Below are 25,123 nucleotides of genomic sequence, written 5' to 3' on the forward strand. Positions count from 1 at the left end.
AACCGGTTTTCGGATAAGATGCGCGGTGGAATAAAGCGTATGCCGAAAAGCGTGAAGCGGTTTTCGGATGAGATACGCCTCGAAATCAGTTGCGGAACGAATAGCCGTTCCGGTTCATTATCGTATCGCGCGCAGGGTTGCGCGCTTATTGGAGGGAATGACGATGCCGCATTTGACGCCATCTGTATCGCATGTGGATTTACACAACGGTCAGAACGGAACGGTCAAAGCTGCGACCAATTCCACCATAGTAAATCGAAAAACGCGAACTTCGGCGGGTACTCCCCCCGCCCAAGGCCTCTATGATCCGCGCAACGAACGCGACGCCTGCGGCGTTGGCTTCATCGCGCATATGAAGGGCCAAAAGTCGCATCAGGTCGTCGAAAGCGGTCTGAAGATGCTTGAAAACCTCACCCATCGTGGTGCGGTTGGTGCCGATCCTCTGATGGGCGATGGCGCAGGCATTCTGGTGCAGATTCCAGACCGGTTTTTCCGGGAGGAAATGGCGCGTCAGGGCATAGACCTGCCAGAACAGAACCATTATGCCGTGGGCTATCTCTTTATGCCGCGCGATGCTGAGCTGCGCGCGCATATTGAAGAAGTCGTCAAGGAAGTGATTGTCGCCGAAGGCCAGACTTTCATCGGTTTCCGTGAGGTGCCGGTTGATAATGCATCGCTGTCAAAGGCACCGGACATTGCTGCAACCGAACCTTTCCATGTTCAGGTTTTCATCGGTCGCAGCGCGACGATTGAAACCGACGATGATTTTGAGCGCCGCCTGTTCGTGCTGCGCAAGGTCATTTCGAACCGTATTTATCAGGAAAATGAAGGCGACGATAAGGGCTTCTATATCGTCTCCATGTCGGCGCGCACCGTTGTGTATAAGGGCATGTTCCTGGCCTATCAGGTCGGCAGCTATTACAACGACCTGAAAGACCCACGTTTTGAAAGTGCTGTGGCGCTCGTTCACCAGCGCTTTTCGACTAACACTTTTCCATCATGGCGTCTGGCGCATCCCTATCGCATGGTTGCGCATAATGGCGAAATCAACACGCTGCGCGGCAATGTTAACTGGATGGCTGCACGTCAGGCATCGGTGGATTCGGAGTTGTTTGGTAACGACATTTCCAAGCTCTGGCCGATTTCTTACGAAGGTCAGTCGGACACGGCCTGCTTCGATAATGCGCTCGAATTCCTGCATCAGGGTGGCTATAGCCTTGCGCATGCCATGATGATGCTGATCCCCGAAGCATGGTCGGGCAACAAGCTGATGTCGGACGAACGCCGCGCGTTCTACGAATATCATGCAGCCCTCATGGAGCCATGGGATGGTCCTGCGGCTGTTGCCTTCACCGATGGTCGCCAGATTGGCGCAACGCTGGACCGTAATGGTCTGCGCCCTGCACGTTATATCGTGACCGATGATGACTTTGTGATTCTCGCTTCTGAGGCTGGTGTTCTGCCGGTTGATGAAAAGAAAATCATCAAGAAGTGGCGTCTTCAGCCGGGACGCATGCTGCTGATCGATATGGAAGAAGGCCGCATCGTTTCGGATGAGGAAATCAAGTCACAGATCGCACAGAAGCATCCTTACAAGCAGTGGCTTGCCAACACACAGCTCATTCTGGAAGACCTGAACCCGGTCGAACCACGCGCGCTGCGCAAGGATGTGAGCCTGCTCGACCGTCAGCAATCGTTTGGTTACAGCCAGGAAGACACAAGGCTTCTGATGTCGCCCATGGCCACGACAGGTCAGGAAGCCATCGGCTCGATGGGGACTGATACGCCGATTTCGGCCATGTCCGACAAGTCGAAGCTGCTTTATACCTATTTCAAGCAGAACTTTGCACAGGTCACCAATCCGCCGATTGATCCGATCCGTGAAGAACTGGTGATGAGCCTTGTTTCCTTCATCGGACCGCGCCCGAATATTTTTGACCTTGTTGGCACCTCGCGCCGCAAGCGTCTGGAAGTGCGCCAGCCGATCCTGACCAATGGCGATCTGGAAAAGATCCGCTCGATTGGTCATACGGAAGATCGTTTCGATACCAAGACGCTCGATATCACCTACAATGTTGGTGAGGGCGCGGCCGGTATGCAGGGTGCAATTGAGCGCCTGTGCGACCGTGCGGAGGCTGCCGTTCACGGCGGTTATAACATTGTCATTCTGTCGGATCGTCAGGTCGGCCCGGATCGCATTCCGATCCCGGCGCTGCTGGCAACAGCTGCGGTTCACCATCACCTGATCCGCAAGGGTCAGCGTACATCGGTCGGTCTGGTGGTTGAATCGGGCGAACCGCGCGAAGTGCATCATTTTGCCTGCCTTGCAGGCTATGGTGCGGAAGCAATCAACCCATATCTTGCATTTGATACGCTGCTCGACATGCATCGCCGCCGCGAGTTCCCGCCGGAAGTCGATGCCGATGAGCTGGTCAAGCGCTACATCAAGTCGATTGGTAAGGGCATCCTCAAAGTCATGTCCAAGATGGGCATTTCGACCTATCAGTCCTATTGCGGCGCGCAGATTTTTGACGCTGTCGGCTTGCAGACAAGCTTTGTCGATCAGTTCTTCTTCGGCACGGCAACGAGCATTGAAGGCGTTGGACTGGAGCAGATTGCGGAAGAAACCGTGCGTCGTCATACCGACGCATTCGGCAACGACCCGGTTCTGTTGACGGCGCTCGAAGTTGGTGGCGAATATGCTTACCGTATGCGCGGCGAAGCACATTTGTGGTCGCCAGACGCAGTTGCAAAATTGCAGCACGCTGTTCGCACGTCCAACCCGGACACGTTCACCGAATATACGTCGATGCTTGACTCGAAGTCAGCGCAGGCAAAGACCATTCGTGGTCTGTTCGATATTCGTTTTGCGGAAGCAAGCGGACGCAAGCCGGTTTCGATTGACGAGGTTGAGTCCGCAACCGATATCGTCAAGCGCTTCTCGACGGGCGCCATGTCCTTTGGCTCGATCTCGCGTGAAGCCCACACCACGCTTGCACGTGCGATGAACGCCATTGGCGGCAAGTCGAACACGGGTGAGGGCGGTGAGGAGCCGGATCGTTTCTATCCGCTGCCGGATGGTACGCCAAACCCTGAGCGTTCTGCGATCAAGCAGGTGGCATCGGGTCGTTTTGGTGTAACAACCGAATATCTGGTCAACTCCGATCTCATCCAGATCAAGGTTGCGCAGGGCGCAAAGCCGGGTGAGGGTGGTCAGCTGCCGGGACATAAGGTCGATGCGACCATCGCCAAGACACGTCACTCGACGCCGGGCGTTGGTCTGATTTCGCCTCCGCCGCATCACGACATTTATTCAATCGAAGATCTGGCACAGCTGATCTATGATCTGAAAAACGTCAATCCGGCGGCTGATATTTCGGTCAAACTGGTGTCGGAAGTGGGTGTTGGTACAGTTGCGGCTGGTGTTGCCAAAGCGCGCGCTGACCATATTACCGTGTCAGGCTATGATGGCGGAACAGGTGCGTCTCCGCTGACGTCGCTCAAGCATGCCGGTTCGCCGTGGGAAATCGGCCTTGCCGAAACTCACCAGACACTGGTGCTGAACGGTCTTCGTTCGCGTATCGCATTGCAGGTCGATGGCGGTCTTCGTACTGGTCGCGACGTGATTATCGGTGCGCTGCTCGGTGCCGACGAGTTCGGTTTCTCGACTGCTCCGTTGATCGCTGCTGGCTGCATCATGATGCGTAAGTGTCATCTCAATACCTGTCCTGTTGGCGTTGCCACACAGGACCCGGTTTTGCGAAAGCGCTTCAAGGGTACGCCTGAGCATGTCATCAACTTCTTCTTCTATCTGGCAGAAGAAGTGCGCGCATTGCTGGCAGCCATGGGCTTCACCAAGCTTGAGCAGATCATTGGTGAAACGCAGTTGCTCGAAAAGCAGAGCATGATTGATCATTGGAAGTCGAAGGGTCTCGATTTCAGCCGTATCTTCTACAAGCCGGTAGCCGAGAAGCACGAAATCTTCTGGACAGAGCGTCAGCATCATCCGATTGAAGATGTTCTCGATCGCACGCTGATTGCTGAAGCCATGCCTGCGTTGGAAAACAAGACGCCGGTGAAAATCAATGTCGACATCAAGAACGTCGACCGTTCAGCAGGTGCGATGCTTTCGGGCGAAGTGGCCAAGCGTTTCCGTCACAAGGGTCTGCCGGATGACACCATTGCTGTCACCCTGCGCGGTACGGCTGGCCAGTCCTTTGGTGCTTTCCTTGCACGCGGTGTCTCGTTTGAGCTGATCGGCGATGGCAACGACTATATCGGCAAGGGTCTTTCGGGTGGCCGCATTGTCATACGTCCGCCAGAAGACACGCGTATTGTTGCGGAAAATTCGATCATCGCAGGCAATACCGTGCTCTACGGTGCGCTTGAAGGCGAGTGCTATTTCCGCGGTGTGGCAGGCGAGCGATTCGCCGTGCGTAACTCTGGTGCCGTGACTGTTGTCGAAGGCGTGGGTGATCACGGCTGCGAATATATGACGGGTGGCGTGGTTGTCGTTATCGGTCAGACGGGCCGGAACTTTGCAGCCGGCATGTCGGGCGGTGTTGCCTATGTGCTTGATGAAGTCGGTGACTTTGCACAGCGCTGCAACATGGCGATGGTCGAGCTGGAACCGGTGCCGGAAGAGGATGACATCCTCGAAAAGCTGCACCATCACGGCGGCGACCTGATGCACAAGGGCCGTGTGGATGTATCGGCAAACATGACGCGCCACGACGAAGAACGTTTGGTGCAGCTGATTGCCAACCATCTGCATTACACCGGCTCTACGCGTGCCAAGGACATTCTCGACAATTGGGAAAGCTATCGCCCGAAATTCGTGAAGGTCATGCCGGTCGAATATCGCCGTGCTCTGGAAGAGATGGAGCGCATGCAGATCGGTGTCGCAGCTGAGTAAATGAATATCATAACGCGGTGCTTGTGCGCCTGAAATGGCGCACGGCACTGTGATAGGAGCATAGAACAATGGGTAAGGTTACTGGTTTTCTTGAGATCGACCGGCAGGTAGCGAAGTACCAGCCAGCATCGGATCGCATTCGTCACTTCCGCGAATTCACTCTGCCGATGACGGATGGTGAAGTGCAGAAGCAGGCGGCACGCTGCATGGACTGCGGCATTCCGTTCTGCCACGGTGACACTGGTTGCCCGGTGAACAATCAGATCCCCGACTGGAACGATCTCGTCTATAACAACAACTGGGATCAGGCGATCCGAAACCTGCATCTGACCAACAACTTCCCGGAGTTTACTGGGCGTATTTGCCCGGCTCCTTGCGAGGAAGCTTGCACGCTCAACCTTGAAGATACACCTGTTGCAATCAAGACTGTTGAACAGGCACTTGGCGATAAGGCCTATGAGTTAGGTTATATTGTTCCGCAGCCGTCGGCACAGAAAACCGGCAAGTCGGTCGCGATCATTGGTTCCGGTCCTGCAGGTCTTGCTGCTGCACAGCAACTCGCACGCGCTGGTCACATGGTTGATGTTTACGAGCGCGAAAGCCGTCCCGGCGGTCTGCTACGTTATGGTATTCCTGACTTCAAGATGGAAAAGCACCTGATCGACCGTCGTGTTACGCAGATGGAAGGCGAGGGCGTTCGTTTCCTTTGTGGGGTCAATATCGGCGTCGACAAGCCGCTGCGCGGTCTGCTCGATACCTATGATGCCGTGCTTTATTCGGGGGGCTCTGAAAAGCCGCGTCCTGCTGGCATTCCGGGTGCGGACCTTGAAGGCGTGCATGATGCGATGCCTTACCTCGTTCAGCAGAACCGTCGTGTTGGCCGCGAAAACATTGAATCCGTTGCATGGCACGAAGCCCCGATCCTTGCCGGTGGCAAGCATATCGTCGTTGTCGGTGGTGGTGATACGGCTTCTGACTGCGTGGGCACGGCCTTCCGTCAGGGCGCTGTTAATGTGACCCAGCTCGATATTCGCCCACAGCCGCCTGAAAGAGAAGACAAGCTGAGCGTCTGGCCTTATTGGGCTACCAAGATGCGCACGTCTTCCAGTCAGGCTGAAGGCGCTAATCGCGAGTTTCAGGTCGCAACGCTTGAGTTTATCGGCGAAGACGGCAAGCTCACGCATGTGAAGTGCTGTCAGGTTGATGATCAGCGTAAGCCGATTGCTGGCTCCGAGTTCTTTATCAAGGCTGATCTCGCTTTCATCGCTATTGGCTTTTCTGGTCCCGCAGAAAACAGTGTGTTGCATGAAATGACGGACAAGCTCGAGATCGCAACGGATCGTCGCGGCGGAACGTCAGTCAAGGCCAATGATCGTGATTATCGCACCAATGTCGACAAGCTCTATGCGGCAGGCGATGTGCGTCGCGGTCAATCGCTGGTCGTCTGGGCAATTCGTGAAGGTCGTCAGGCAGCCCATGCAATCGATGCTGATCTCATGGGATCGTCTGTCCTACCACGTTAGAGATGTGTTATTTCGGCTCTGGCGATCTGCAAATGGCGTGTTTCTCGCTTCCGTTGCTCACGTACCTTTAAGTACGCTGCGCGCCGGTTATCAAACCCCACAATTTTCGATGCTCCAGCTCCGAAATCTCAACAGCTCTAAGGCTAGAGAATTAAAAAGCCCGGCTCGAAGCCGGGCTTTATTTTTTGTTTTAGCTCTGCTGGCGTTTCTTGCGAATTGCCAGATAGACAATTCCAAGAAATGCGAACCAAACAGGTGTCACTTTCAGCGCGACAGCCGTATCTGGCTGCTGTGCCAATGCCCATAGAATGAAGGCGAAGAAGGCAAAGACCATGACAACGGAAGCGCGTCCTCCGGGTAGCTTGAAGGTCGATTTTTTATGCAGATCAGGACGCTTGCGGCGATACTGAAGGTAAGATGCGAGAATAATCGACCAGATGAAGATGAACAACAGTGCTGAAATTGTCGTGACGATTGTGAAAACTTCAATGATGCTATCGCCTGCATAAAGCAGCACAACGCCTGCAAGCAGGAAGATACAGGAGAAGAACAGCGCATTTACTGGCACTTTACGGCTGTTCAGTTTGCCTAACGTTTGCGGTGCCAGACGCGAGGTGGCCAGACCATAGATCATGCGCGAGGTCGAGTAGATGCCGGAATTGGCGCTCGATGTTGCAGAGGTCAGCACGACGAAGTTCACCACATGCGCCGCAATGCCAAGACCGGCCAGCGAGAACATAGCAACAAATGGGCTTGAACCCGGGTCAACCTGATCCCACGGAATAACCGTGATAATGACAAAAAGTGCACCGACATAGAAAAGTACAACGCGGATCGGAATCGAATTGATCGCCTTTGGCAGATTGCGCATTGGATTTTCTGTTTCGGCGGCAGCGGTACCGACCAGCTCGATACCCACGAAAGCAAAAACTGCAATCTGGAAGCCAGCCACAAAGCCGAAAAACCCGTTCGGGAAAAATCCACCATTGGCCCATAGATGCGTGACCGATGCCTGAGTGCCGTTTGGCAGAGCGAAGCCGGTAATCAGCATATAAGCGCCAGCCAGGATAAGTGCGACAATGGCAACGATCTTGATAAGCGCGAACCAGAACTCAATTTCACCGAAGTTGCGAACGTTCGGCAGGTTCAATAGGAGCAAGACCCCGATCAAGCCAAGTGCTGGAATCCACAGTGCGAGATCAGGATACCAGAATGACATATAGCCAGAAACTGCCACTACATCGGCAATGCCGGTCACAATCCAGCAGAGCCAATAAGTCCAGCCGGTGAAGAACTGCGCCCAAGGGCCGAGATAGTCGCCTGCGAAATCAGCAAAAGAGCGATATTCGAGATTGGACAGAAGGATTTCACCCAGTGCACGCATCACGAAGAACAGCATGAAGCCAATGATCGCATAGACCAGCAGGATAGACGGCCCCGCGAGCGAGATTGTCTTGCCCGATCCCATAAAAAGGCCGGTGCCTATAGCGCCGCCAATGGCGATCAGCTGGAGATGTCGATTGGTTAGATTGCGTGCAAGATGGGGTTCCTGCTCCCCGTTGTTTTCAACGGGAGGCTTTGATGCAATGTTCATTCATATGCCTCTTATGCAATGCGGCTGCCTGCGCCAAATGCCCTTCGGGCTGCGCGTGACCCTGATAGACGAGGAATTCTGAAATGTGAACTCTGTGAAATATAGCATTTAGAATAAGAAAAGCCGCAAATATCACGGCTTTTGTCTAATATTGCAGTCTGTTTTCTTGAAAATAATCTTACTATTCAGGGGTTTAAGCTTTTCGCAGACCAGGAAAAATCATCTGCCCGTCCGGGAGTAGGCTTGTGATCGTGATAGCGTTTTATATTGTCACCCTTACGAGATTTCAGCGCTCCACCCAGCAAAATACCACTGTTGTCGCTATAAATATCGCGCAGGCTGACCGGAGCTATCCGGTCTATCGGCTTTGCAGGATCTTGCTTTGTGGCGGTAGGTAGCAATTGCTCGCTATCGCGATTATCGCCAAACAAGGCGTTTAGCGGCTTTTCGGCGTAAAATGCCAGCTTGCGTTTGCCTGCCGATGTTGTGTTGATGCCGTCATTGGCGCGAAGACGGGCGGTCTGACCGTTGATGTCAAAGCCTGTTTGGCTGAAATTTCCGTCCTCATCGACAAACCCCTCCCATACATCGACGAATTTACCGCCAGCTCTTTCGGATGTGGTGCGGTAGATTTCGTTCAATGCCAGCATATCCTGCGACATGCCGCGCGGACGAAAGGGTGGTTGGCCGACCCAGATCACTGGATAATTCTTATCCGTGATTTCCTTCGTGAACTGTGAGACTCGCTGTTGATATTCAGCCGTCCATTCGGGTGAACGCGCTGCAAGGCTTTGCCCTTTGCTGGTAATTGCCTGTCGGTCATTGGAGCCGATCATCACCACCACGGCTGCTGGTTTTTCTTCATCCAGAATTTTGCCGATATTGGCTGGCCAGTCAAAATGGTCATCGCGCACAAAGCCAGATGAGCCATTGATACGGCTGGTAATTCGCATGTCGGGATTGGATGCATAGGCCACGTCCAGCCCTTCTGCCAATCCATTGCCTATAAAATCACCGACGACCAATATTTTCTTCGCATCGGGCTTCTTCTCGACAAAGTTAATTTCAGGTCGGGGTGCGGCGGTGGGAACAGCACGGGCAGCTGGTGTTGTAGCTTTTGGTGCTCGCTTTGGTTTTGCAGGACGGGCACGCTGCGGCTTTGGCTGCTCATATTGGCGCTGCGGTTGCGCCTGTTTCTGGCCAAACAGCAAATCAAATATTGTTCGCGGACGCTCCTGCGCCGATGCAGATGAAACGGCTATAAGCATCATGGCGAAAGCGACAAGCATCGCTGCCGCTATGATATGTGCCTGGCGCATAAACTGGCTTATCTGCATCTGTTTCGCTTTCTTTCGGCGCGAGTATTAGCGCTTTGTGCGAAAAAGAAAAAGAAGCGCACAAGAAATGCGCGCCCCTTCTGTTCAATATTGCTCAACGACGACGCAGGACTGAGAGCACTTCCTTGCTTGGATGCCCGTCTGGCTGCAAGCCATTGCGCTGCTGGAATGCTTCAATCGCCTTGCGCGAGACAGAGCCGATCTTGCCGTCAATTGTGCCGTCATAATAGCCGAGCGCTTTGAGATGTGACTGCAATTCCTCACGCTCGTTCATCGTGATCGGTGTGAACGGACGGTTCCAGTCCTGACGCAGACCCTGATAACCGCCGATACGATCTGCGAGCAGGCCAACGGCCAGCGCATATTTATCGGCATTGTTGTAGCGCTTGATGACAAAGAAATTCTTGGCCATCAAAAAGGCTGGCCCTTCGCGTCCATCAAGGACCTTCAAAGTCACTTTTTCATTTGCATCCGGGAAAGGACGACCATTGGCGCGAACCACGCCGAGCTTCTGCCACTCAGCGGCTGAAATTGAACCGGAGGGGAATTTGCGCCCGGCAGGCAATGTGACTTCGTAGCCCCATGTGCGGCCGGGCTGCCAGCCATTGCGATGCAGAAGATTAGCGGCAGTGCCCAGCGCGTCAGGAACAGAGTTCCAGATGTCGCGCTTGCCATTGCCGTCCATATCGACTGCATAGGCCTGATAGCTGGTTGGGATAAACTGTGTATGTCCCATAGCCCCGGCCCATGAGCCGGTCAGGTGACCACGATCAATATCGCCGGTCTGGAGGATTTTCATCGCGGCAATCAACTGCGTGCGGCCAAATTTGGCACGGCGCTGATCAGCATAAGCCAAGGTGGCGAGTGAGCGGATCGTATCCATCATCACATCTTCACGCTTGAGGATCTCGCCGTAATTGCTTTCCATCGACCAGATAGCCAGCAGGATATTACGCTCTACTGAGAAGCGCTGCTCAATACGCTGAAGCCATGGACCCCATTTGCGCGACATGCTCTGTCCGACCGAAACCGACTGTTCATTGACGCGGTTGTCGATGTAATTCCAGACCGGATCGTTGAATTCTGGCTGAAAACGGGCCTTGCGCAATACTTCCGGGTCCGGCGCATTGACGCCCCTGAACGCGCGGTCAAACGTGGATGGAGTTACGCCATTCTGGATAGCTGTGGTGCGGAAACTGGAAACCCAGCTTTTAAACTTGGCATCAGCAAATGCGCCGGTGGTCGTCAAGCCAGATGCAAGCATTGCCACCGCAACGGTTGCTGTAATTCTGGCGCGCATTCCTCGTCCCAGAGTGAATGGAAATCGCAGCATTCTGTGTTTCCCTTCTGCAATCATGTTTTTGTCGTGTTGAACGACAAGTTGCCTTTCATGCCGGGCCTGTTTCATTAGATTGCATTAAGTTTGTAATACTATCCAGTGTTGAATTTGGGGCCGACCCTTATGAGCCTGTAAAATTATAGGCATCAGGTTAGTATTTGGTTTACCATCGCAGAGTTTTCGAAAAAAATGCCTGAAATTGTGTGAAACATTCGCATCAAGTAACATTAAGGTCAGGTCATCGAATGTGATAAGGAAAAAGACAGAATTTTGTCATTCCTTAATGAAAGCGCCCTATTTGAAATGCAGTGGTTTCAAGACTTTACAATATTCGTAACATCTCGAGGAGACGAATGAGTTCGATCCGTAAAATCCGCAAGGCAGTTTTCCCCGTCGCCGGTCTCGGTACCCGTTTTCTGCCGGCAACCAAGTCGATCCCAAAGGAAATGCTGACGGTTGTTGATAAACCCGTCATTCAATATGTGGTCGACGAGGCTCGTGAAGCTGGTATCGAACATCTGATTTTCGTCACAGGACGCAACAAGGCTGTCATCGAAGATTATTTCGATGCGCAAGTTGAGCTTTATGCCACTTTGGCCGAACGCGGCAAAAAGGCTGAGCTTGAGCATATGCAGGCTTTGCAGCCGCAGCCCGGCACAACGAGCTTCACCCGTCAGCAGGTGCCGCTCGGCCTTGGTCACGCGGTCTGGTGCGCACGCGAACTGGTTGGCGATGAGCCCTTTGCATTGCTTCTGCCAGATATGGTCATGCAGTCGAAGAAGGGCTGCCTCAAGGAAATGGTGGAGCTTTATGAGCAGACCGGCGGCAATGTGATTGCGGTTCAGGAATGCGACCCTGAGGAAGCGCACAAATACGGCATCGTCGGTAAGGGCAATGCAATCGGCAATGGCTTTGAAATCAACCAGATGGTTGAAAAACCTGCAAAGGGAACTGCACCGTCCAATCTTTACATCAATGGTCGCTATATTCTTCAGCCGGAAATTTTCGAGCTGCTATCCAGGCAGGAAAAGGGCGCTGGCAACGAAATCCAGTTGACCGATGCCATGCTTAAGCTGGCTGATGCTCAAAAATTCTTCGGCTTCGATTATCATGGCCGGACCTTTGATTGCGGTTCGAAGTCAGGCTTTATTGAAGCGAATGTGGCTTTTGCCCTTTGGCGTCAGGATATTCGTCCGACGGTTGAAGTCTCGATTGCTGATCTGCTCAAGACGATCAAGCCAGAATAATCTCTGGTTGTAAGCAAAAAAAGCCGCCTTCAGAAATGAGGGTGGCTTTTTTTGAATAGATAAGACGTGACTACCCTATCGCTGAACTTTCATACCGACATAGATGCTGTTGGCGCGGTATTCGCGGTCTGCAACCTGGCTCGTTTGAAACTCGTGACGCAGGCGTGTATCCAATCCGACAAAGCGGTTGATCCAGTATGTCGCGCCGATCTGTGCTCCGATGGTATAATCGGTGCCGGTGCCATCCTTGTTGTCGCGGACGTTAAGGTCGAGCTTGCCGCTGAGGCTTAGATCGGAACGCACGCGCCGGGTGACTTCAAGGCTTGCAAAATGCAGAAGCGCACCGGCAACGCCGGGCGTTGTCGATGTATCGACCATGGTTTGTGCGAAGAAATTCACATCGGTCCCGCGCAGCGGTGACCAGTTGATGTTTGCTGCAAGTGATGGCCCGCTGATGCTACCAAGACGTGAATCGTCGCTATTGGCGTGCATATAGCCTGCGGAGAATTCGCCGTTGAATTTTTCACCGCGGTCAAACATCAAGCCGCCACGCAGCGCAAATTGTGAGCCACTGCGTTCATAACCGTTGCTGTCTATACGTTCGTCGAAGATGCGCTTGCCGAGTTCAACTTCTGCAAACGGTTTGAGTGCAGGTGAAATTGCAAAACCGCTGCGCAACGTAATGCTGGCATAGGTGTTGTTGCGATCTTTCTGACTGACATTGCCGCCGGAAGCCAGTTCCGCATCGCCATAGGTGTCATATGTTACACGGCCTGTCGCACGACTAAAAAGCAATCCTGTATCGCGTTCGATACCGAGGCTTCCATGCATCGTGTGCACCAGAGGTCGCTTAAGCGCGTCTGTCACACCATTGGGGCTTGATGCACTTTCACGGCGCAGACGATAGCCCGCGCCTGCGTTAATTGTTGTCTGATTGCTCATATCAAAGCGCAAATTGCCCTGAATATCAACGCGCGGTTCCGATACGTCTTCACCCGAAATTGACTTACTGAGCGTGCCTGCGGCGTCAATCCTCGCCTGATGGCGTGACCAATCGGATTGTGCATTAAGCCGCAAGGTTGTTTCCGAGAGAATGGCGCTGGAACCGGTCGAACTGTTATCGCCATTAGTGGTGGCGCGGATACCCTGCTCAAGCGATGGGCGCAGAATGAATGAGCCAGTGCGAATGCCAATTGGTGCAAATGGATCAGCATCTGGCATAATTCTGCGGCCCTGTTCGGGAATGGCGGGCAAGTTCTCCCGACGCGCACGGCCTGTTTCGTCCTGCTCCTCAATTGTGACGGCACCAACTGGCATATTGTCAGTCGACAAAAACCGTCGCGGCTCTTCATCAGAAGCCAGTATTGGTTCCGCTGGCTGCGTTGGTGCTGTGCTTTCTGCTGGAGGCGTATAGGAATCATCTGCGAATTCACCCGACGTATCGCCGCTTGAATTAGGCTGATTTTCGTTGCGAATGGTGAGGCGGTCCGGTGAAGTCGCGGAAAGCACGTCTTCATCAACATCGCCCCGTAGCTGAATATCTTGCGAAAAAGCTGTCAAATGGCCAAATGCCAGCACCACACTTGCAAGCAACAGGCTTTTCAGCCTGAGGGCAAAGGGTGATGATCCGCCGGGTGGGGATTTGGCAAAAAGCATATTGTCTTCAAACCGTTGCAACGTGGTAGATGAACGGTAAACGGACATGGTTAATTCTTTATTGCTTTTCGATGATTGAAGGCTTTGATTGTGCGGCAACAAATGCTTGGACAAGCTGGCATCAAGGCGCTAACCCTGTGCTCCATGACAAAGCTCGACACAACTCATGAAGCCGCGCCTGCGGAGGATTTGATTGCCTCTGCTTTGCGCACGATCCGGACCGAAAATGCTGGCCTTGCGGCGCTTGAAGAAGCGCTGAACAACGGCCTTGCTGCTCCTTTTGCGCAAGCAGTCAGAACGATTGTTGCCTCTAAAGGCCGTCTGGTTGTCACAGGTGTAGGCAAAAGCGGTCACATAGGCACCAAGCTTGCCGCGACTTTCGCCTCCACCGGAACGTCTGCTTTCTTCGTGCATTCGGCAGAAGCCAATCATGGCGATCTGGGTATGATCGGGCGCAATGATGTTCTTCTCGCTATTTCATGGTCGGGTGAGACGGCGGAACTCAAGGGCATCGTCAATTATTCGCAACGTTTCCGCATTCCATTAATTGCGATTACCGCTGGCGAAGAATCGGCTCTGGGCCGCTCGGCAAATACCGTGCTGTTGCTTCCAAAGGCGCAGGAAGCCTGCCCACATGGTCTTGCACCCACCACATCCACGATGATGCAATTGGCAATTGGCGATGCGCTGGCGATTGCACTTCTCGAAGCGCGTGGCTTCAGCCCGACAGATTTCAAAACGTTCCATCCGGGCGGATCGCTTGGCGCAAGCCTCACGCATGTGCGTGAAATCATGCACAGGGGCGAGCGTCTGCCGTTGGTTGCCGTGGGAACCTTGATGCCGGATGCCATGAAGGTACAGGCTCAAAAGAGCTTTGGATGTGTGATAGTCGTTGATAATGACGGCACATTGGCGGGCATCGTGACCGATGGTGATATTTCGCGTAATCTGAGCCGCAATCTTTCGGAACTTGCGGTTGATGACATCATGACGCGCAAGCCAAGGACGATTGAGCAAAATTTGCTGGCAAGTGCTGCGTTAAGCATTCTCAATGAACATCATATTGGCGCATTGATCGTCGTTGAAGACAACAGACCGATTGGCCTTGTGCATTTCCACGACCTTCTGCGTATTGGGGTAGCTTGATTTAGGGTAATAAGTGAGTAGGGCAATATGTAAAAAAACATACTGCCCTAATCACTTACTTGCCTAAATAGCCACTTCAAATTCAAGTGTAATCGGATCGAAAGACACAATCCGTACTTCAGTCCCAGCGGGCAAGTCAGGCCCTTTAATGCGCCACGTCGTATCATTGATATGAATACGACCGCGACCATTGACGATAGGCTCGTTCAACGTTGCGCGCTGACCGACAAGCTGATCGCCACGGCGATTGAGCAGCGGTTCGTCCTGACTGTCGTTGGAGCCAAAAAAACGGCGTCCAGCTAGCGCGAAAATCACGGCTAGCACGAGAAAAAGCACGGTTTGCACTTGCCAGCCAAAGCCCATTATCGAACCGAGCAGGAAAGCAAGCGCGCCGGTTACAAGGGCTGCAAGGCCAAACCAGATAAAGAAAATTCCGGGTGCCATAATTTCCAGAATGAGCAGGACAAGTCCGAGAACGAACCACCCCCAGAGCCCAAGTTGTGACAGGAAATGAATAATCATGACGCCCCGCCTGACTAACTGCGGTTGGTGGTGGGGACGCTACGCGTACGCGGCGATGGTGCGGCCGGGGTTGGCTCAATAGGGGCCGCGTTATTGCCAAAAACTTCTTTGGCAATAGCGCCGATCCCGCCCAGTGAGCCAATAAGAGCACTCGCCTCAAGCGGCATCAGAATGACCTTCTGGTTCTTGGCGCTGGCAATATTACCGAGTGCTTCTGTGTATTTCTGCGCCACGAAATAGTTCAGCGCCTGAACATTGCCGTTGGCAACCGCATCAGAAACCAGTGTGGTCGCCTTAGCTTCCGCTTCTGCCAGGCGTTCACGCGCCTCAGCTTCACGCTTTGCCGCCTCAAGCTTGCCTTCCGCTTCAAGAATCTGCGACTGTTTCTGACCTTCAGCGCGCAAAATCTGTGCATTGCGGTCGCCTTCGGCTTCCAAAACCTGCGCACGCTTGTCCCGCTCGGCCTTCATCTGGCGGCCCATCGAACTGATAATATCGGCGGGTGGATTGATGTCCTTGATCTCGACGCGGGTCATTTTCAGGCCCCAAGGATGCGCCGCTTCATCGACAACACGCAACAGACGATCATTGATGGCATCACGGTTTGAAAGCAGTTCATCAAGATCCATTGAGCCCATGACACTGCGGATATTGGTCATGGTAAGGTTGAGGATTGCATATTGCAGATTGGACACCTGATAGGCGGCCTGTGCCGCATTCAGTACCTGATAAAATGCAACCCCATCCACACCGACAATAGCATTATCGCGGGTGATGACTTCCTGTGTTGGAACATCAAGCACCTGTTCCATCATATTGAGACGGGCACCGATGCGGTCAAAAAACGGCACAATGAGATTAAGTCCGGGCATCAGTGTGCGCGTATAGCGACCAAAACGCTCAACCGTATAATTATAGCCCTGTGGCACGGTCTTGATGCCCGCAAACAAGGTTGCCAGAACAAGTGCTGCTAAAATCAGTAACGTGATGTCAAAACCAGTCATTAATTAAATCCCCTCAAATCAAACCCAGCCCTGTAATTCGCGGCGTACCAGCGCTTCGATAACTTTCATGCCTTCTTCGCTGTCATTGAGGCATGGAATATGGCTGAAATTTTCTCCGCCAGCCTCATGAAAAGACTCGGCAGCTTCGTGGCCGATTTCGTCTACCGTTTCCAGACAGTCAACGACAAAGCCGGGATTAAGTACGGCAACCGATTTTACGCCCTGCTTGGCCAATTCTTCAAGCGTTTCGTCGGTATAAGGCTGGAGCCATTCTTCTGGCCCGAAACGGGACTGGAACGTGGAGCGGAACTGTTTGTCGTCCATGCCGAGGCGTGCGCGCAAAAGACGAGATGTTTCAAGGCATTGTGCGCGATATGGATCGCCCTTGTCGGAATAGCTTTTTGGAATGCCATGATAGGAAGCAAGGATCACTTCCGGCTTGAAATCGAGTGTTGCCAGATGCTTTTCGATCGATTGCGCCAGCGCTTCGATATAAACGGGTTCGACTTCATAGGAGGGGATGGTGCGGACGGCTGGCATGAAGCGCTTTTTCATCAGCACTTCAAAGAATTTGTCATTCACGGTTGCCGTCGTCGTTGCCGAATATTGCGGATAGAGCGGGAACATGACGATGCGGTCGCAGCCCTGTTTCAACAGACGGTCCGTCACATCTTCAATGGAAGGCTGACCATAGCGCATGGCCCAATCCACAATGACGTTCGGATGATCTTTAAGTGCTTCTGCAAGTTTTTCGCCCTGAGAGCGCGTAAAGGTGCGCAGCGGCGACTCGTTTTTTTCGTGGTTCCAGATGCGGTCATAGAGCTTGCCGGAGCGTTTCGGCCGCACGGTAAGCACGATGCCGTAAAGAATCGGATACCAGAAAATACGCGGCCATTCGATGACGCGGCGATCTGAGAGAAATTCGGCCAGATAACGGCGCATGGGAGCGTAGCTGGTGCCGTCCGGCGTGCCAAGGTTAACCAGCAAAACACCGACTTTCGGGTGTTTGGGTGCAAGGCTTACTGGGGTGGCGATCACTTTATCCGTCTCACTCATTTTCCGACTCCTGCTTTGCCGGAAAACTAGAGAAAAAAAGGCAAATTACAATCCTAACAATGTCAAAGCATGTTTAATTGTCTCTGTAATCAAGAAAACAGCGAATAAAAAAGGCATGTACGGGAAGCACATGCCTTTTAGAATGTTATTGCAGAATTTATTATGCCCGGCGTGTCAGTGAGAAGCGCGAGCCCGCCGAAGACGTGCAGTTGAGCTGGTTCTGCGAAACAAGAGCACAGTTCACGCGGGATGATGTACCGCGCACAATCGAACGCATATCGATTTCAACGAGCTGGGGTGACTGGAAACGATAGTTGCCTTCTGCCAGCTTTTCGTTGGTGTCTGTTGAGCGGGTTTCAAAAATGCCATTATTGAACGATGAGACGATACCGTTTGGATCGACCCATGAGCCATTGATACCGGCAGGCGCACGATTAACGACAGGGACATTGCCGCCACCGCCTGGCCCCATTGCAACACATCCTGCAAGCGTGAGCGATACAATTGCCGTGGAACCAATGATGCGGAAGGATTTCATGTCCATCTTCTCCGTAAGAGTGTTTATCGTGTGATGTATGGAAATTTACACGAATACAAGCCCCTATTATCAGGATTGCAAGACTGTTGCGCAACTGTCGCATTGTTCAAGCTCATCCCGACAAGTGTGTAACGGCTTTCGGGCAAGACGTGCGAGAGAGAGACGATTGCCCGACCGGAGCCGGGCAATCCAACTTGTTTTATCGAACAAGAATATTACGGAACTGCCAAGGATCTTTGGTGTCTATGTCTTCTTCAAACAGCTTACCGCGACCTTCAAGCGGGTTCCAGTCGGTGTAATATCCCTTAACCGGGCCAAGGTAAGGCATTTGCACTTCAAGACAACGACGATAATCCATCTCGTCTGTCTCAACGATTCCGCTTTCAGGGTTTTCCAGCGCCCAAACCATCCCGGCCAGCACCGAAGACGAAACCTGCAAACCAGTCGCATTCTGATAGGGGGCCAATTTCCGCGCTTCTTCTACGCTTAGCTGCGAACCATACCAGTACGCGTTTTTGTCATGACCATAGAGCAACACGCCAAGTTCGTCCGATCCGTCGAGTATCTCGGATTCGTCAAGCACATGCTGTGTGGGCTGTGCTTTGCCGTTTGCCCCGAACATTTCATCAAGTGATAGAATTGCATCGTTGCAAGGATGATAGGCGTAATTACAGGTTGGGCGGTATTCAAGTTTGCCCTTCTTGTTGCGCACAGTGAAGAAGTCGGCGATTGAAATCGCTTCATTATGCGTTACGAGCAAGCCAAACTGAGCGCCATGCGTCGGGCACCACGTGCGAATACGGGTGCTGCCCCCTGGTTGTTCGAGGAAGATGGCAGCCTTGTTGCCCTTTTTCTGCTTGCGGGCATTCTTAGGCTTCCAATTTTCATGGCTCCCCCAACCAAGTTCTGCCGGCTGCAAACCTTCAGCGATAAAGCCTTCTACAGACCAGGTATTCCAGAATGTATTGAAAGGCTTCGGCTCTTTTGCGCGCTGGGTATCCCGTTCGGCAATGTGAACGCCTTTTACGCCAGCCTTTTTCATCAGCCTTGCCCAGCCGTGACGGTCATCTGACGCGGGTTCTTCAAATTCAAGCTTGAGCTCGGTCGCGAGATCAACCAGCGCCTTTTTTACAAACCACGACACCATACCCGGATTTGCGCCACAGCAGGAAACAGCCGTGGGACCGCCAGGATGTTTACGCTTTTCAGCCCGTACCGTTTCGCGCAAGGCATAGTTTGTGCGCGACGCATTGTCGGCCTTTTCATCGAAATAGAAACCAAACCATGGCTCGACCACCGTGTCGATATAAAGCGCACCGTGCTCACGGCTGAAGCGCAAAAGATCGAGCGAACCTGTATCAATCGATAGATTAACGATGAAAGGCTGACCGCCACCATCGTTCAACAGCGGCTCAAGCATTTGTTTGTAGTTTTCGGGACTGATGGCTTCATTGATGAAACGAATCTTCTTTTCATCAAGAATTTTGCGGTTCTTATCCGATGGGTCGATGACCACCATACGGGATCTGTCGAATTTGAAGTGGCGTTCGATCAGTGGCAGGGTACCGCGCCCGATCGAGCCAAAGCCGATCATGATAAGAGGGCCGGTAATTTCTCCATAGACTGGCCATTTCGCTTTCGCCATTTTCTTTCTCTCTCCTGCTGCAAGGATGCAGCGCTTGGCATTTCCGGGATGCGGAACTGCTCATTCTGTCACGATAGCACAGGTTCATAGAAAGAAAGAAACGTCACAAGCCTATGACATGAATACGTGTTTAACGAATTTACACTGTTACTAATTTTGCGAGGATCATGCCCCGCAAGGAATTGCCGATAAGAATGTTGCGCGCACTTGCAAGATCGCTGAGCTTAACCGGCCCTTCCTGGACCACATCATTGTTTAGAAGTTCACGCCGTAGCACACCTTCCAGCAAGCCACAGGAAAGGGCTGGGGTGATGCATTTGGCACCGCCAACATCAAGGAAAATCGATGTTATTGTGCCTTCGCAGACCTCATCACGATCATTAAGCAGGATAACTTCGTCAATTTCGGCGGTCGAATATTCTTCGCGTGCGCTAATATAGACCTGTCGCCGTGTCGTCTTATGCCGCAGCAGGGGATCGTTGTGGTTAAGACGACTGCGGGCAACCGCGATGCGCCAAACGGTCTGCGGTTGTAGCGGCTCATAGGGTAGGGCCGTGATATTAACCAGACCGTCGGGTGCGAGTGTCAGCCGCAGCCTGAGCGGGTTTTCGCCTGCGCAGATTTCGGTAATTTTCTGGTGAACGGCCTCCATATTGTAAAGAAAGCCGAGTTCACGCGCAGAGTTTTCAAGGCGCGCCATATGCAGATCGAAACGCAGGATGCCGGAAAGCGGCTCCCAGCGCATTGTTTCGATCAGTTGATAATCGGGTTGCACATTGCTGGCACCTGACCCGTCGCGAACTGCGCTTTCAGAAGGCATTCCTCATACTCCGCTTGCGCTGTGGAATCGAAAACCACACCACCCCCGACATTGAAAATTGCACGATTTTGGCTTTGAAGCGAGAGCGTTCGAATGGCGACATTGAAACGCATGCGTCCGCCGGGTTCAATCCAGCCCAAGGAACCGCAGTAAATATCGCGTGGTCCGGTTTCCAGCTTTCGTAGAATTTCCATTGAGCTGATTTTGGGAGCGCCAGTGATTGAGCCGCAGGGAAATAGTGCCGTAAAAAGCGCACGCAAGGAAAGGTCGGGCTTTAGTTTTGCGCGCACACGGCTGATCATCTGATGCACAGTTGGATAGGTTTCCACCCGGAAAAGTTCGGGCACATCAAGCGAACTTACTTCGCTTATCAGCGAAATGTCATTGCGCAGCAGATCGACAATCATGCGGTTTTCCGCCTGATTCTTTGGGTCGTGCATCAGAAACTGGCGGTTTTTCTCGTCTTCCTCAGGTGTCGCCCCGCGCGGCATGGTGCCCTTCATGGGATGCGTTTCGATAAAGCCGTCAGCATCGACCTCAAAGAAAAGTTCCGGTGATCGCGACAGAACAATCGGACCACCGAGATCGCAATAGGTTGCGTAGCGAACCGGCTGGCGTTTTGCGAGTTTGTTAAACAGCACCAGAGGATCGCCGTCCCATGCAGCACTGATCCGAAAAGTCAGATTGCCCTGATAGCAATCGCCCTCGCGCAAATGCCGGTGCAACCGCTCAAAACGCGGTGCATAATCCTCGAATGACCATTCAGCTACTGGTTCGCGGAGATAAGTGATGTCGTCGTCGCCGCGATGATGCAAAGTCTCATCGGATGGACCGTCGAAAACACCAAAGCAAATGAGCGGCGCTTGTCGTCCATCCGGCAATAACGGCCGCAGTTTTGGCTCAAGCAGGTATCCTGCCTCATAGGAAAGATAGCCTGCGAGCCATTTCCCATCGTCATGCGCGCGCTGCAAGTCTTCCCATGCGGCATCGAATTCTTCCGGCTTATTGGCGTGAATAATGGCAGAAGGGGCCGTGAAGAAAACTTCACGACCCACCTTATCGTCCCGAAAAAGGACGCTCGGCCTATTCAAACCCTTGTGGGTCACGAACTTGCTCAGTTTTCCATGGCTTCGAGTTCGTCGATGATCCCTTCGATCACCGACAGGCCCTTGCTCCAGAAATCGGGATCGGTCGCATCAAGACCAAATGGTGCCAACAGTTCTTTGTGATGCTTGGTGCCACCGGCTTTGAGCAGATCGAAATACTTCTGCTGGAAACCTTTTTCCGAGTTCTGATAGACGGCATAAAGCGAGTTTACCAGACAATCGCCGAATGCATAGGCATAGACATAGAACGGCGAATGGATGAAGTGAGGAATGTAAGTCCAGAATGTTTCGTAACCCGGATTGAGATGCACCGCATCGCCTAGGCTTTCGCGCTGCACATCCATCCAGATTTCACCGATGCGTTCGGCTGTCAATTCGCCTTCGCGACGTTCGGTGTGAATGCGGCGCTCAAACTGATAAAAGGCGATTTGGCGCACGACTGTATTGATCATGTCCTCGGCTTTTTGAGCCAGCATGGCCTTTCGCTCACGCTTGTCCTTGGTGCGCTCAAGCAGCGAACGGAAGGTGAGCATTTCACCGAATACGGAAGCAGTTTCTGCAAGCGTGAGCGGCGTCGATGCCATCAATGCACCTTGTCCACCGGCTAGCACCTGATGCACACCGTGGCCAAGTTCGTGAGCCAGCGTCATCACATCGCGCGGCTTGCCCATATAGTTGAGCAGAACGTAAGGATGGGCGGAAGGTACGGTTGGATGCGCGAAAGCGCCCGGTGCCTTGCCCGGACGCACAGGCGCGTCGATCCAGTTCTTGTCAAAGAAATCCTGCGCGATAGCGGCCATTTCGGGAGCGAAATTTCCGTAGGCCGAAAGCACGGTCTCGCGCGCTTCATCCCATGAAATCAGTGCTTGCGGCGTTTCCGGCAGCGGTGCGTTGCGATCCCAATTCTCAAGTTTTTCAAGGCCCAGCCACTTGGCTTTCAAGGCATAATAACGGTGCGAAAGTCGCGGATAGGCGTCTTCAACAGCCCTGGCCAGCGCATCCACCACTTCGCGCTCCACGCGATTTGCAAGGTGGCGGCTGTCTGCAATATCTTCAAACCCACGCCATCGATCGGAGATTTCCTTGTCCTTGGCCAGCGTATTGGTGATCAGCGTGAAAGTGCGTAGATTTGCGCCAAAGGTTTTGGCGAGCGCTTCGGACGCCTTTTTGCGCACTGCACCATTCGAATCCTGCAACAGATTAAGCGCCTGCTCGATAGCGAGTTCTTCACCATCAATCTCAAATCGCAGGCTTGACATGGTTTCATCGAAAAGCCGGTTCCATGCGCTATAGCCGGTGATCGACTTCTCATGAAAAAGCTGTTCGAGCTTATCTTCCAACTCATAGGGCTTGTCGAGACGCAGATCTTCCAGCCACGGACGGTAATGACCGATTGCCGGATTGGCGCTCATCGCCGTTTCCAGCACAGAATCATCAATGCGGTTGATTTCGAGGCTGAAGAAAATCAGCGGGGTATTTGCGTCTGTCAGCTTCTGCTGCACATCGCCAAAAAGCTTCATGCGTTTGGGGTCGGTCGTGTCGCCATAATAATAAAGGCCAGCGAAAGACGCGATGCGCCCCATCACTTCGCTTAAGCCTTCATATTCCTTGATCGCTTGCGCAAAATTGCCGCCATCGGACTTCGCCGCTTCTTCGCCAAGCTTGCCTTTCCAGCGCGCTTCAAAGTCTTTTGCAACTTTTGCCGCTTTTTCGAGATCGGCCTTCAACTCGGCGCTCTCGGCAGAAGGATAAAGATCGGCCAGATTCCATTCCGGCAATTCTCCAAGCTCTGTCTTTATCGCAGCAGCCGTATCTCCGGCTGGTATATGAAGGACAGCGTCAGATGTGACAGGCTTTGAAAAACGGTTCGTGATAGTGGTCATTGGCATTCTCCTGTTGTCCTCTTCTCGCATGTCTTTTTCTTGTCGCCAAGGGGTGTGCGTTCAGTTCAGAAAAGCGCCACTATTCTGAGGAATATATGCAAAATGCGCGCATTGGGCTTGCATTGGTAAGGTGTGGTGTTTCAAAAAAAGTGCCTGAAATATGTTCAGTACAATATATTGGGGTATTCCGGCATATACACCGCTGGTAGTAGAGCATCGATGAGTACGCGTATCCTCATAGCGGATGATGATCCGATACAATGCCGCAACCTTGAGGCGGCAGTCCTGCGCATGGGCTATCGCACTATTCTTGCAGACGGCGGGATAAGTGCGCTTGGATTTATCGGCAGTCGCAAAGACATTGCGCTGATCCTTCTTGATCTCGCCATGCCGGATATGGATGGTTGCGCGGTTCTTGCGAGAATGCGTGAAGCTGGCATCCACACACCTGTCATCGCTCTCGTGCAGAATGGCAATATGGATAAAGCCATGCAGGCGATCCGGCTAGGTGCTGTCGACTTTCTGACGAAACCTGTGGCTTTTGAGCGTGTGCAGGTCTCAATCGCCAATGCGTTCAAACTTGATTCGCTGACGCAAGAGCTCAACCGCACCCGTTCTTATGATAAATCGCATATTCTGCTTGCAGAGATGGTCTCGAAAAGCCGATCGATGGAAAAGGTCGTAACACTGGCTCGTCGTGTGACGCAGCTTGATACGCCATTGCTTGTTGAAGGCGAAGTCGGAACGGGCAAGGAAACGCTTGCGCGGGCTATCAGTAGTGGCGGTCAGCGCTGGCAAGGGCCATTCATATCTATTGATTGCCGCTCGCTGGCAAAGCAAAATGCCGATGAAGTGTTGTTCGGACAATCGGATATGAATCTCGCACTTAAGACGGGCACTGCACCCATCCAGATCGCGGGTAAATTTGCCGAAGCACAAGGCGGCACTTTGTTTTTTGATGAGATAAGCGCTTTGTCATATCGGACGCAGCTTCGTGTGTTCGAAATGATGCAGGCTTCTCAACTCTCCGACACGCGCATTATTGCATCCAACAGCCATTCGCTGGTCGAGCTCGTGCATATGGGACGGTTTCATCCCGGTCTTTATCATCTTGTTTCATCGTTTTTGATTGAAATGCCTCTGCTTAAAGACCGTGTTGAGGATATTCCAATTCTCGCGCATCAGTTCCTCATGCATTTTGCGAGCGAAGAAAGGCTCAGCCATATCACTGGTATCACTCCATATGTGCTGGAAAGCCTCAAGGCCTATCATTGGCCGGGCAATGTGCGCGAGCTTAAAAATGCCATCTATCATGCCGTTCTTCTATGCGAGGAACATGCGCTTACCATTCGCGATTTTCGTCATCTTGGGTTTGAAGGCGGAACAGTCCCGGTCCAAAGTAATGACAATGCGTTTCTAAATCAGACATATGTCAACGGTTTTGGCTCACGCTCTATAAGCGGTATCACAACCGAGGGAGAAGTACGTACACTTGCTTCGACCGAAGAAGACATGATCCGCTTCGCGATTGCCCATTATGATGGTCATATCAGTGAGGTTGCGCGCCGCTTGGGTATCGGAAGGACCACCCTTTATCGAAAACTGAAAGAATATGGCATCGATGTGGCGTCGATAGCTGGTAGAGGCGAATACGACACAAGTCCCGAAAATGATACCGGAAATGGCCGGGTTGTGAATGGTTGAATTCACTTAACGCATTGAAAAACAATAGTTTATTGGATTAACCTGTTGCTGTTGCCAGAATGTCAGCATCGAAGAAGATTGTTAATAA

Annotated in this window: 17 protein-coding genes; 5 read left to right on the plus strand and 12 right to left on the minus strand. The window is 52.6% G+C overall.

Going from position 1 to position 25,123, the window contains the following annotated elements; all coding sequences use genetic code 11:
* The first annotated feature begins 163 nt into the window (after window positions 1–163).
* Both gltB and CEV31_RS20660 read left to right on the plus strand, forming a co-directional pair.
* A complete protein-coding gene (gene gltB, locus CEV31_RS20655; protein ID WP_094510138.1) occupies window positions 164–4,915 on the plus strand; it encodes a glutamate synthase large subunit in 4,752 nt (1,583 codons plus the stop codon).
* Between the two features lie 68 nt (window positions 4,916–4,983).
* A complete protein-coding gene (locus CEV31_RS20660; protein WP_094510105.1) occupies window positions 4,984–6,438 on the plus strand; it encodes a glutamate synthase subunit beta in 1,455 nt (484 codons plus the stop codon).
* Between the two features lie 190 nt (window positions 6,439–6,628).
* On the opposite strand, the gene CEV31_RS20665 is transcribed toward CEV31_RS20660, so the two are convergent.
* The 3 genes from CEV31_RS20665 to CEV31_RS20675 all read right to left on the minus strand — a co-directional run bounded on the left by CEV31_RS20665 (window position 6,629) and on the right by CEV31_RS20675 (window position 10,702).
* Window positions 6,629–8,032, minus strand: a complete 1,404-nt coding sequence (locus CEV31_RS20665) for an amino acid permease (protein ID WP_094510107.1) — start codon at window positions 8,030–8,032, stop codon at window positions 6,629–6,631.
* Window positions 8,033–8,217: 185 nt separating this feature from the next.
* Entirely contained in the window at window positions 8,218–9,369 is a 1,152-nt protein-coding gene (locus CEV31_RS20670; protein WP_094510108.1) for a DUF459 domain-containing protein, read from the minus strand.
* A 94-nt stretch (window positions 9,370–9,463) separates the two neighbouring features.
* The gene (locus CEV31_RS20675) at window positions 9,464–10,702 is read right to left on the minus strand and encodes a lytic murein transglycosylase (protein WP_094510139.1); all 1,239 of its coding nucleotides are present in this window, start codon (window positions 10,700–10,702) and stop codon (window positions 9,464–9,466) included.
* A gap of 359 nt (window positions 10,703–11,061) precedes the next feature.
* Here CEV31_RS20675 and galU point away from each other — a divergent pair, with 359 nt between their 5' ends.
* The gene (galU, locus tag CEV31_RS20680; RefSeq protein WP_210190973.1) at window positions 11,062–11,955 is read left to right on the plus strand and encodes a UTP--glucose-1-phosphate uridylyltransferase GalU; all 894 of its coding nucleotides are present in this window, start codon (window positions 11,062–11,064) and stop codon (window positions 11,953–11,955) included.
* Window positions 11,956–12,030: 75 nt separating this feature from the next.
* Here galU and CEV31_RS20685 read toward each other — a convergent pair whose 3' ends face one another.
* Window positions 12,031–13,611, minus strand: coding sequence for an outer membrane beta-barrel protein (locus CEV31_RS20685; RefSeq protein ID WP_094510143.1), 1,581 nt, complete (start codon window positions 13,609–13,611; stop codon window positions 12,031–12,033).
* Between the two features lie 144 nt (window positions 13,612–13,755).
* Between CEV31_RS20685 and CEV31_RS20690 the strand changes: the two genes are divergently transcribed.
* Window positions 13,756–14,757 (plus strand): KpsF/GutQ family sugar-phosphate isomerase, encoded by a 1,002-nt coding sequence (locus tag CEV31_RS20690; RefSeq protein WP_094510145.1) that lies wholly within the window; start codon window positions 13,756–13,758, stop codon window positions 14,755–14,757.
* A gap of 63 nt (window positions 14,758–14,820) precedes the next feature.
* On the opposite strand, the gene CEV31_RS20695 is transcribed toward CEV31_RS20690, so the two are convergent.
* The 8 genes from CEV31_RS20695 to CEV31_RS20730 form a co-directional block, all read right to left on the minus strand.
* The gene (locus CEV31_RS20695) at window positions 14,821–15,279 is read right to left on the minus strand and encodes an NfeD family protein (RefSeq protein WP_094510109.1); all 459 of its coding nucleotides are present in this window, start codon (window positions 15,277–15,279) and stop codon (window positions 14,821–14,823) included.
* A 14-nt stretch (window positions 15,280–15,293) separates the two neighbouring features.
* Entirely contained in the window at window positions 15,294–16,283 is a 990-nt protein-coding gene (locus CEV31_RS20700; protein WP_094510111.1) for an SPFH domain-containing protein, read from the minus strand.
* 18 nt (window positions 16,284–16,301) lie between these two features.
* The gene (gene hemH, locus CEV31_RS20705; RefSeq protein WP_094510112.1) at window positions 16,302–17,339 is read right to left on the minus strand and encodes a ferrochelatase; all 1,038 of its coding nucleotides are present in this window, start codon (window positions 17,337–17,339) and stop codon (window positions 16,302–16,304) included.
* A gap of 160 nt (window positions 17,340–17,499) precedes the next feature.
* Window positions 17,500–17,877, minus strand: a complete 378-nt coding sequence (omp10, locus tag CEV31_RS20710; protein WP_094510146.1) for an outer membrane lipoprotein Omp10 — start codon at window positions 17,875–17,877, stop codon at window positions 17,500–17,502.
* A 199-nt stretch (window positions 17,878–18,076) separates the two neighbouring features.
* Window positions 18,077–19,522, minus strand: a complete 1,446-nt coding sequence (locus tag CEV31_RS20715) for a homospermidine synthase (protein WP_094510113.1) — start codon at window positions 19,520–19,522, stop codon at window positions 18,077–18,079.
* A gap of 139 nt (window positions 19,523–19,661) precedes the next feature.
* Window positions 19,662–20,342, minus strand: a complete 681-nt coding sequence (locus CEV31_RS20720; RefSeq protein ID WP_094510115.1) for an aminotransferase class IV family protein — start codon at window positions 20,340–20,342, stop codon at window positions 19,662–19,664.
* The gene (locus CEV31_RS20725) at window positions 20,276–21,448 is read right to left on the minus strand and encodes an aminodeoxychorismate synthase component I (RefSeq protein ID WP_094510116.1); all 1,173 of its coding nucleotides are present in this window, start codon (window positions 21,446–21,448) and stop codon (window positions 20,276–20,278) included. The genes CEV31_RS20720 and CEV31_RS20725 overlap by 67 nt, the downstream gene beginning before the upstream one ends.
* 8 nt (window positions 21,449–21,456) lie before the next feature.
* Complete coding sequence (locus CEV31_RS20730) at window positions 21,457–23,331, minus strand: M3 family oligoendopeptidase (RefSeq protein ID WP_169717421.1); 1,875 nt, start codon at window positions 23,329–23,331, stop codon at window positions 21,457–21,459.
* Between the two features lie 219 nt (window positions 23,332–23,550).
* On the opposite strand from CEV31_RS20730, the gene CEV31_RS20735 reads away from it, so the two are divergent.
* Complete coding sequence (locus CEV31_RS20735; RefSeq protein WP_094510118.1) at window positions 23,551–25,035, plus strand: sigma-54-dependent transcriptional regulator; 1,485 nt, start codon at window positions 23,551–23,553, stop codon at window positions 25,033–25,035.
* The last annotated feature ends 88 nt before the right edge of the window (window positions 25,036–25,123 follow it).

Source organism: Brucella thiophenivorans (assembly GCF_002252445.1).
Lineage (GTDB): Bacteria > Pseudomonadota > Alphaproteobacteria > Rhizobiales > Rhizobiaceae > Brucella > Brucella thiophenivorans.

Bases quoted from the DNA above. Each gene is read 5' to 3' on its own strand.
- gltB (WP_094510138.1), top strand. From the start codon at position 164: ATGCCGCATTTGACGCCATCTGTATCGCATGTGGATTTACACAACGGT.
- CEV31_RS20660 (WP_094510105.1), top strand. From the start codon at position 4,984: ATGGGTAAGGTTACTGGTTTTCTTGAGATCGACCGGCAGGTAGCGAAG.
- CEV31_RS20665 (WP_094510107.1), bottom strand. From the start codon at position 8,032: ATGAACATTGCATCAAAGCCTCCCGTTGAAAACAACGGGGAGCAGGAA.
- CEV31_RS20670 (WP_094510108.1), bottom strand. From the start codon at position 9,369: ATGCAGATAAGCCAGTTTATGCGCCAGGCACATATCATAGCGGCAGCG.
- CEV31_RS20675 (WP_094510139.1), bottom strand. From the start codon at position 10,702: ATGCTGCGATTTCCATTCACTCTGGGACGAGGAATGCGCGCCAGAATT.
- galU (WP_210190973.1), top strand. From the start codon at position 11,062: ATGAGTTCGATCCGTAAAATCCGCAAGGCAGTTTTCCCCGTCGCCGGT.
- CEV31_RS20685 (WP_094510143.1), bottom strand. From the start codon at position 13,611: ATGCTTTTTGCCAAATCCCCACCCGGCGGATCATCACCCTTTGCCCTC.
- CEV31_RS20690 (WP_094510145.1), top strand. From the start codon at position 13,756: ATGACAAAGCTCGACACAACTCATGAAGCCGCGCCTGCGGAGGATTTG.
- CEV31_RS20695 (WP_094510109.1), bottom strand. From the start codon at position 15,279: ATGATTATTCATTTCCTGTCACAACTTGGGCTCTGGGGGTGGTTCGTT.
- CEV31_RS20700 (WP_094510111.1), bottom strand. From the start codon at position 16,283: ATGACTGGTTTTGACATCACGTTACTGATTTTAGCAGCACTTGTTCTG.
- hemH (WP_094510112.1), bottom strand. From the start codon at position 17,339: ATGAGTGAGACGGATAAAGTGATCGCCACCCCAGTAAGCCTTGCACCC.
- omp10 (WP_094510146.1), bottom strand. From the start codon at position 17,877: ATGAAATCCTTCCGCATCATTGGTTCCACGGCAATTGTATCGCTCACG.
- CEV31_RS20715 (WP_094510113.1), bottom strand. From the start codon at position 19,522: ATGGCGAAAGCGAAATGGCCAGTCTATGGAGAAATTACCGGCCCTCTT.
- CEV31_RS20720 (WP_094510115.1), bottom strand. From the start codon at position 20,342: ATGCCTTCTGAAAGCGCAGTTCGCGACGGGTCAGGTGCCAGCAATGTG.
- CEV31_RS20730 (WP_169717421.1), bottom strand. From the start codon at position 23,331: ATGACCACTATCACGAACCGTTTTTCAAAGCCTGTCACATCTGACGCT.
- CEV31_RS20735 (WP_094510118.1), top strand. From the start codon at position 23,551: ATGAGTACGCGTATCCTCATAGCGGATGATGATCCGATACAATGCCGC.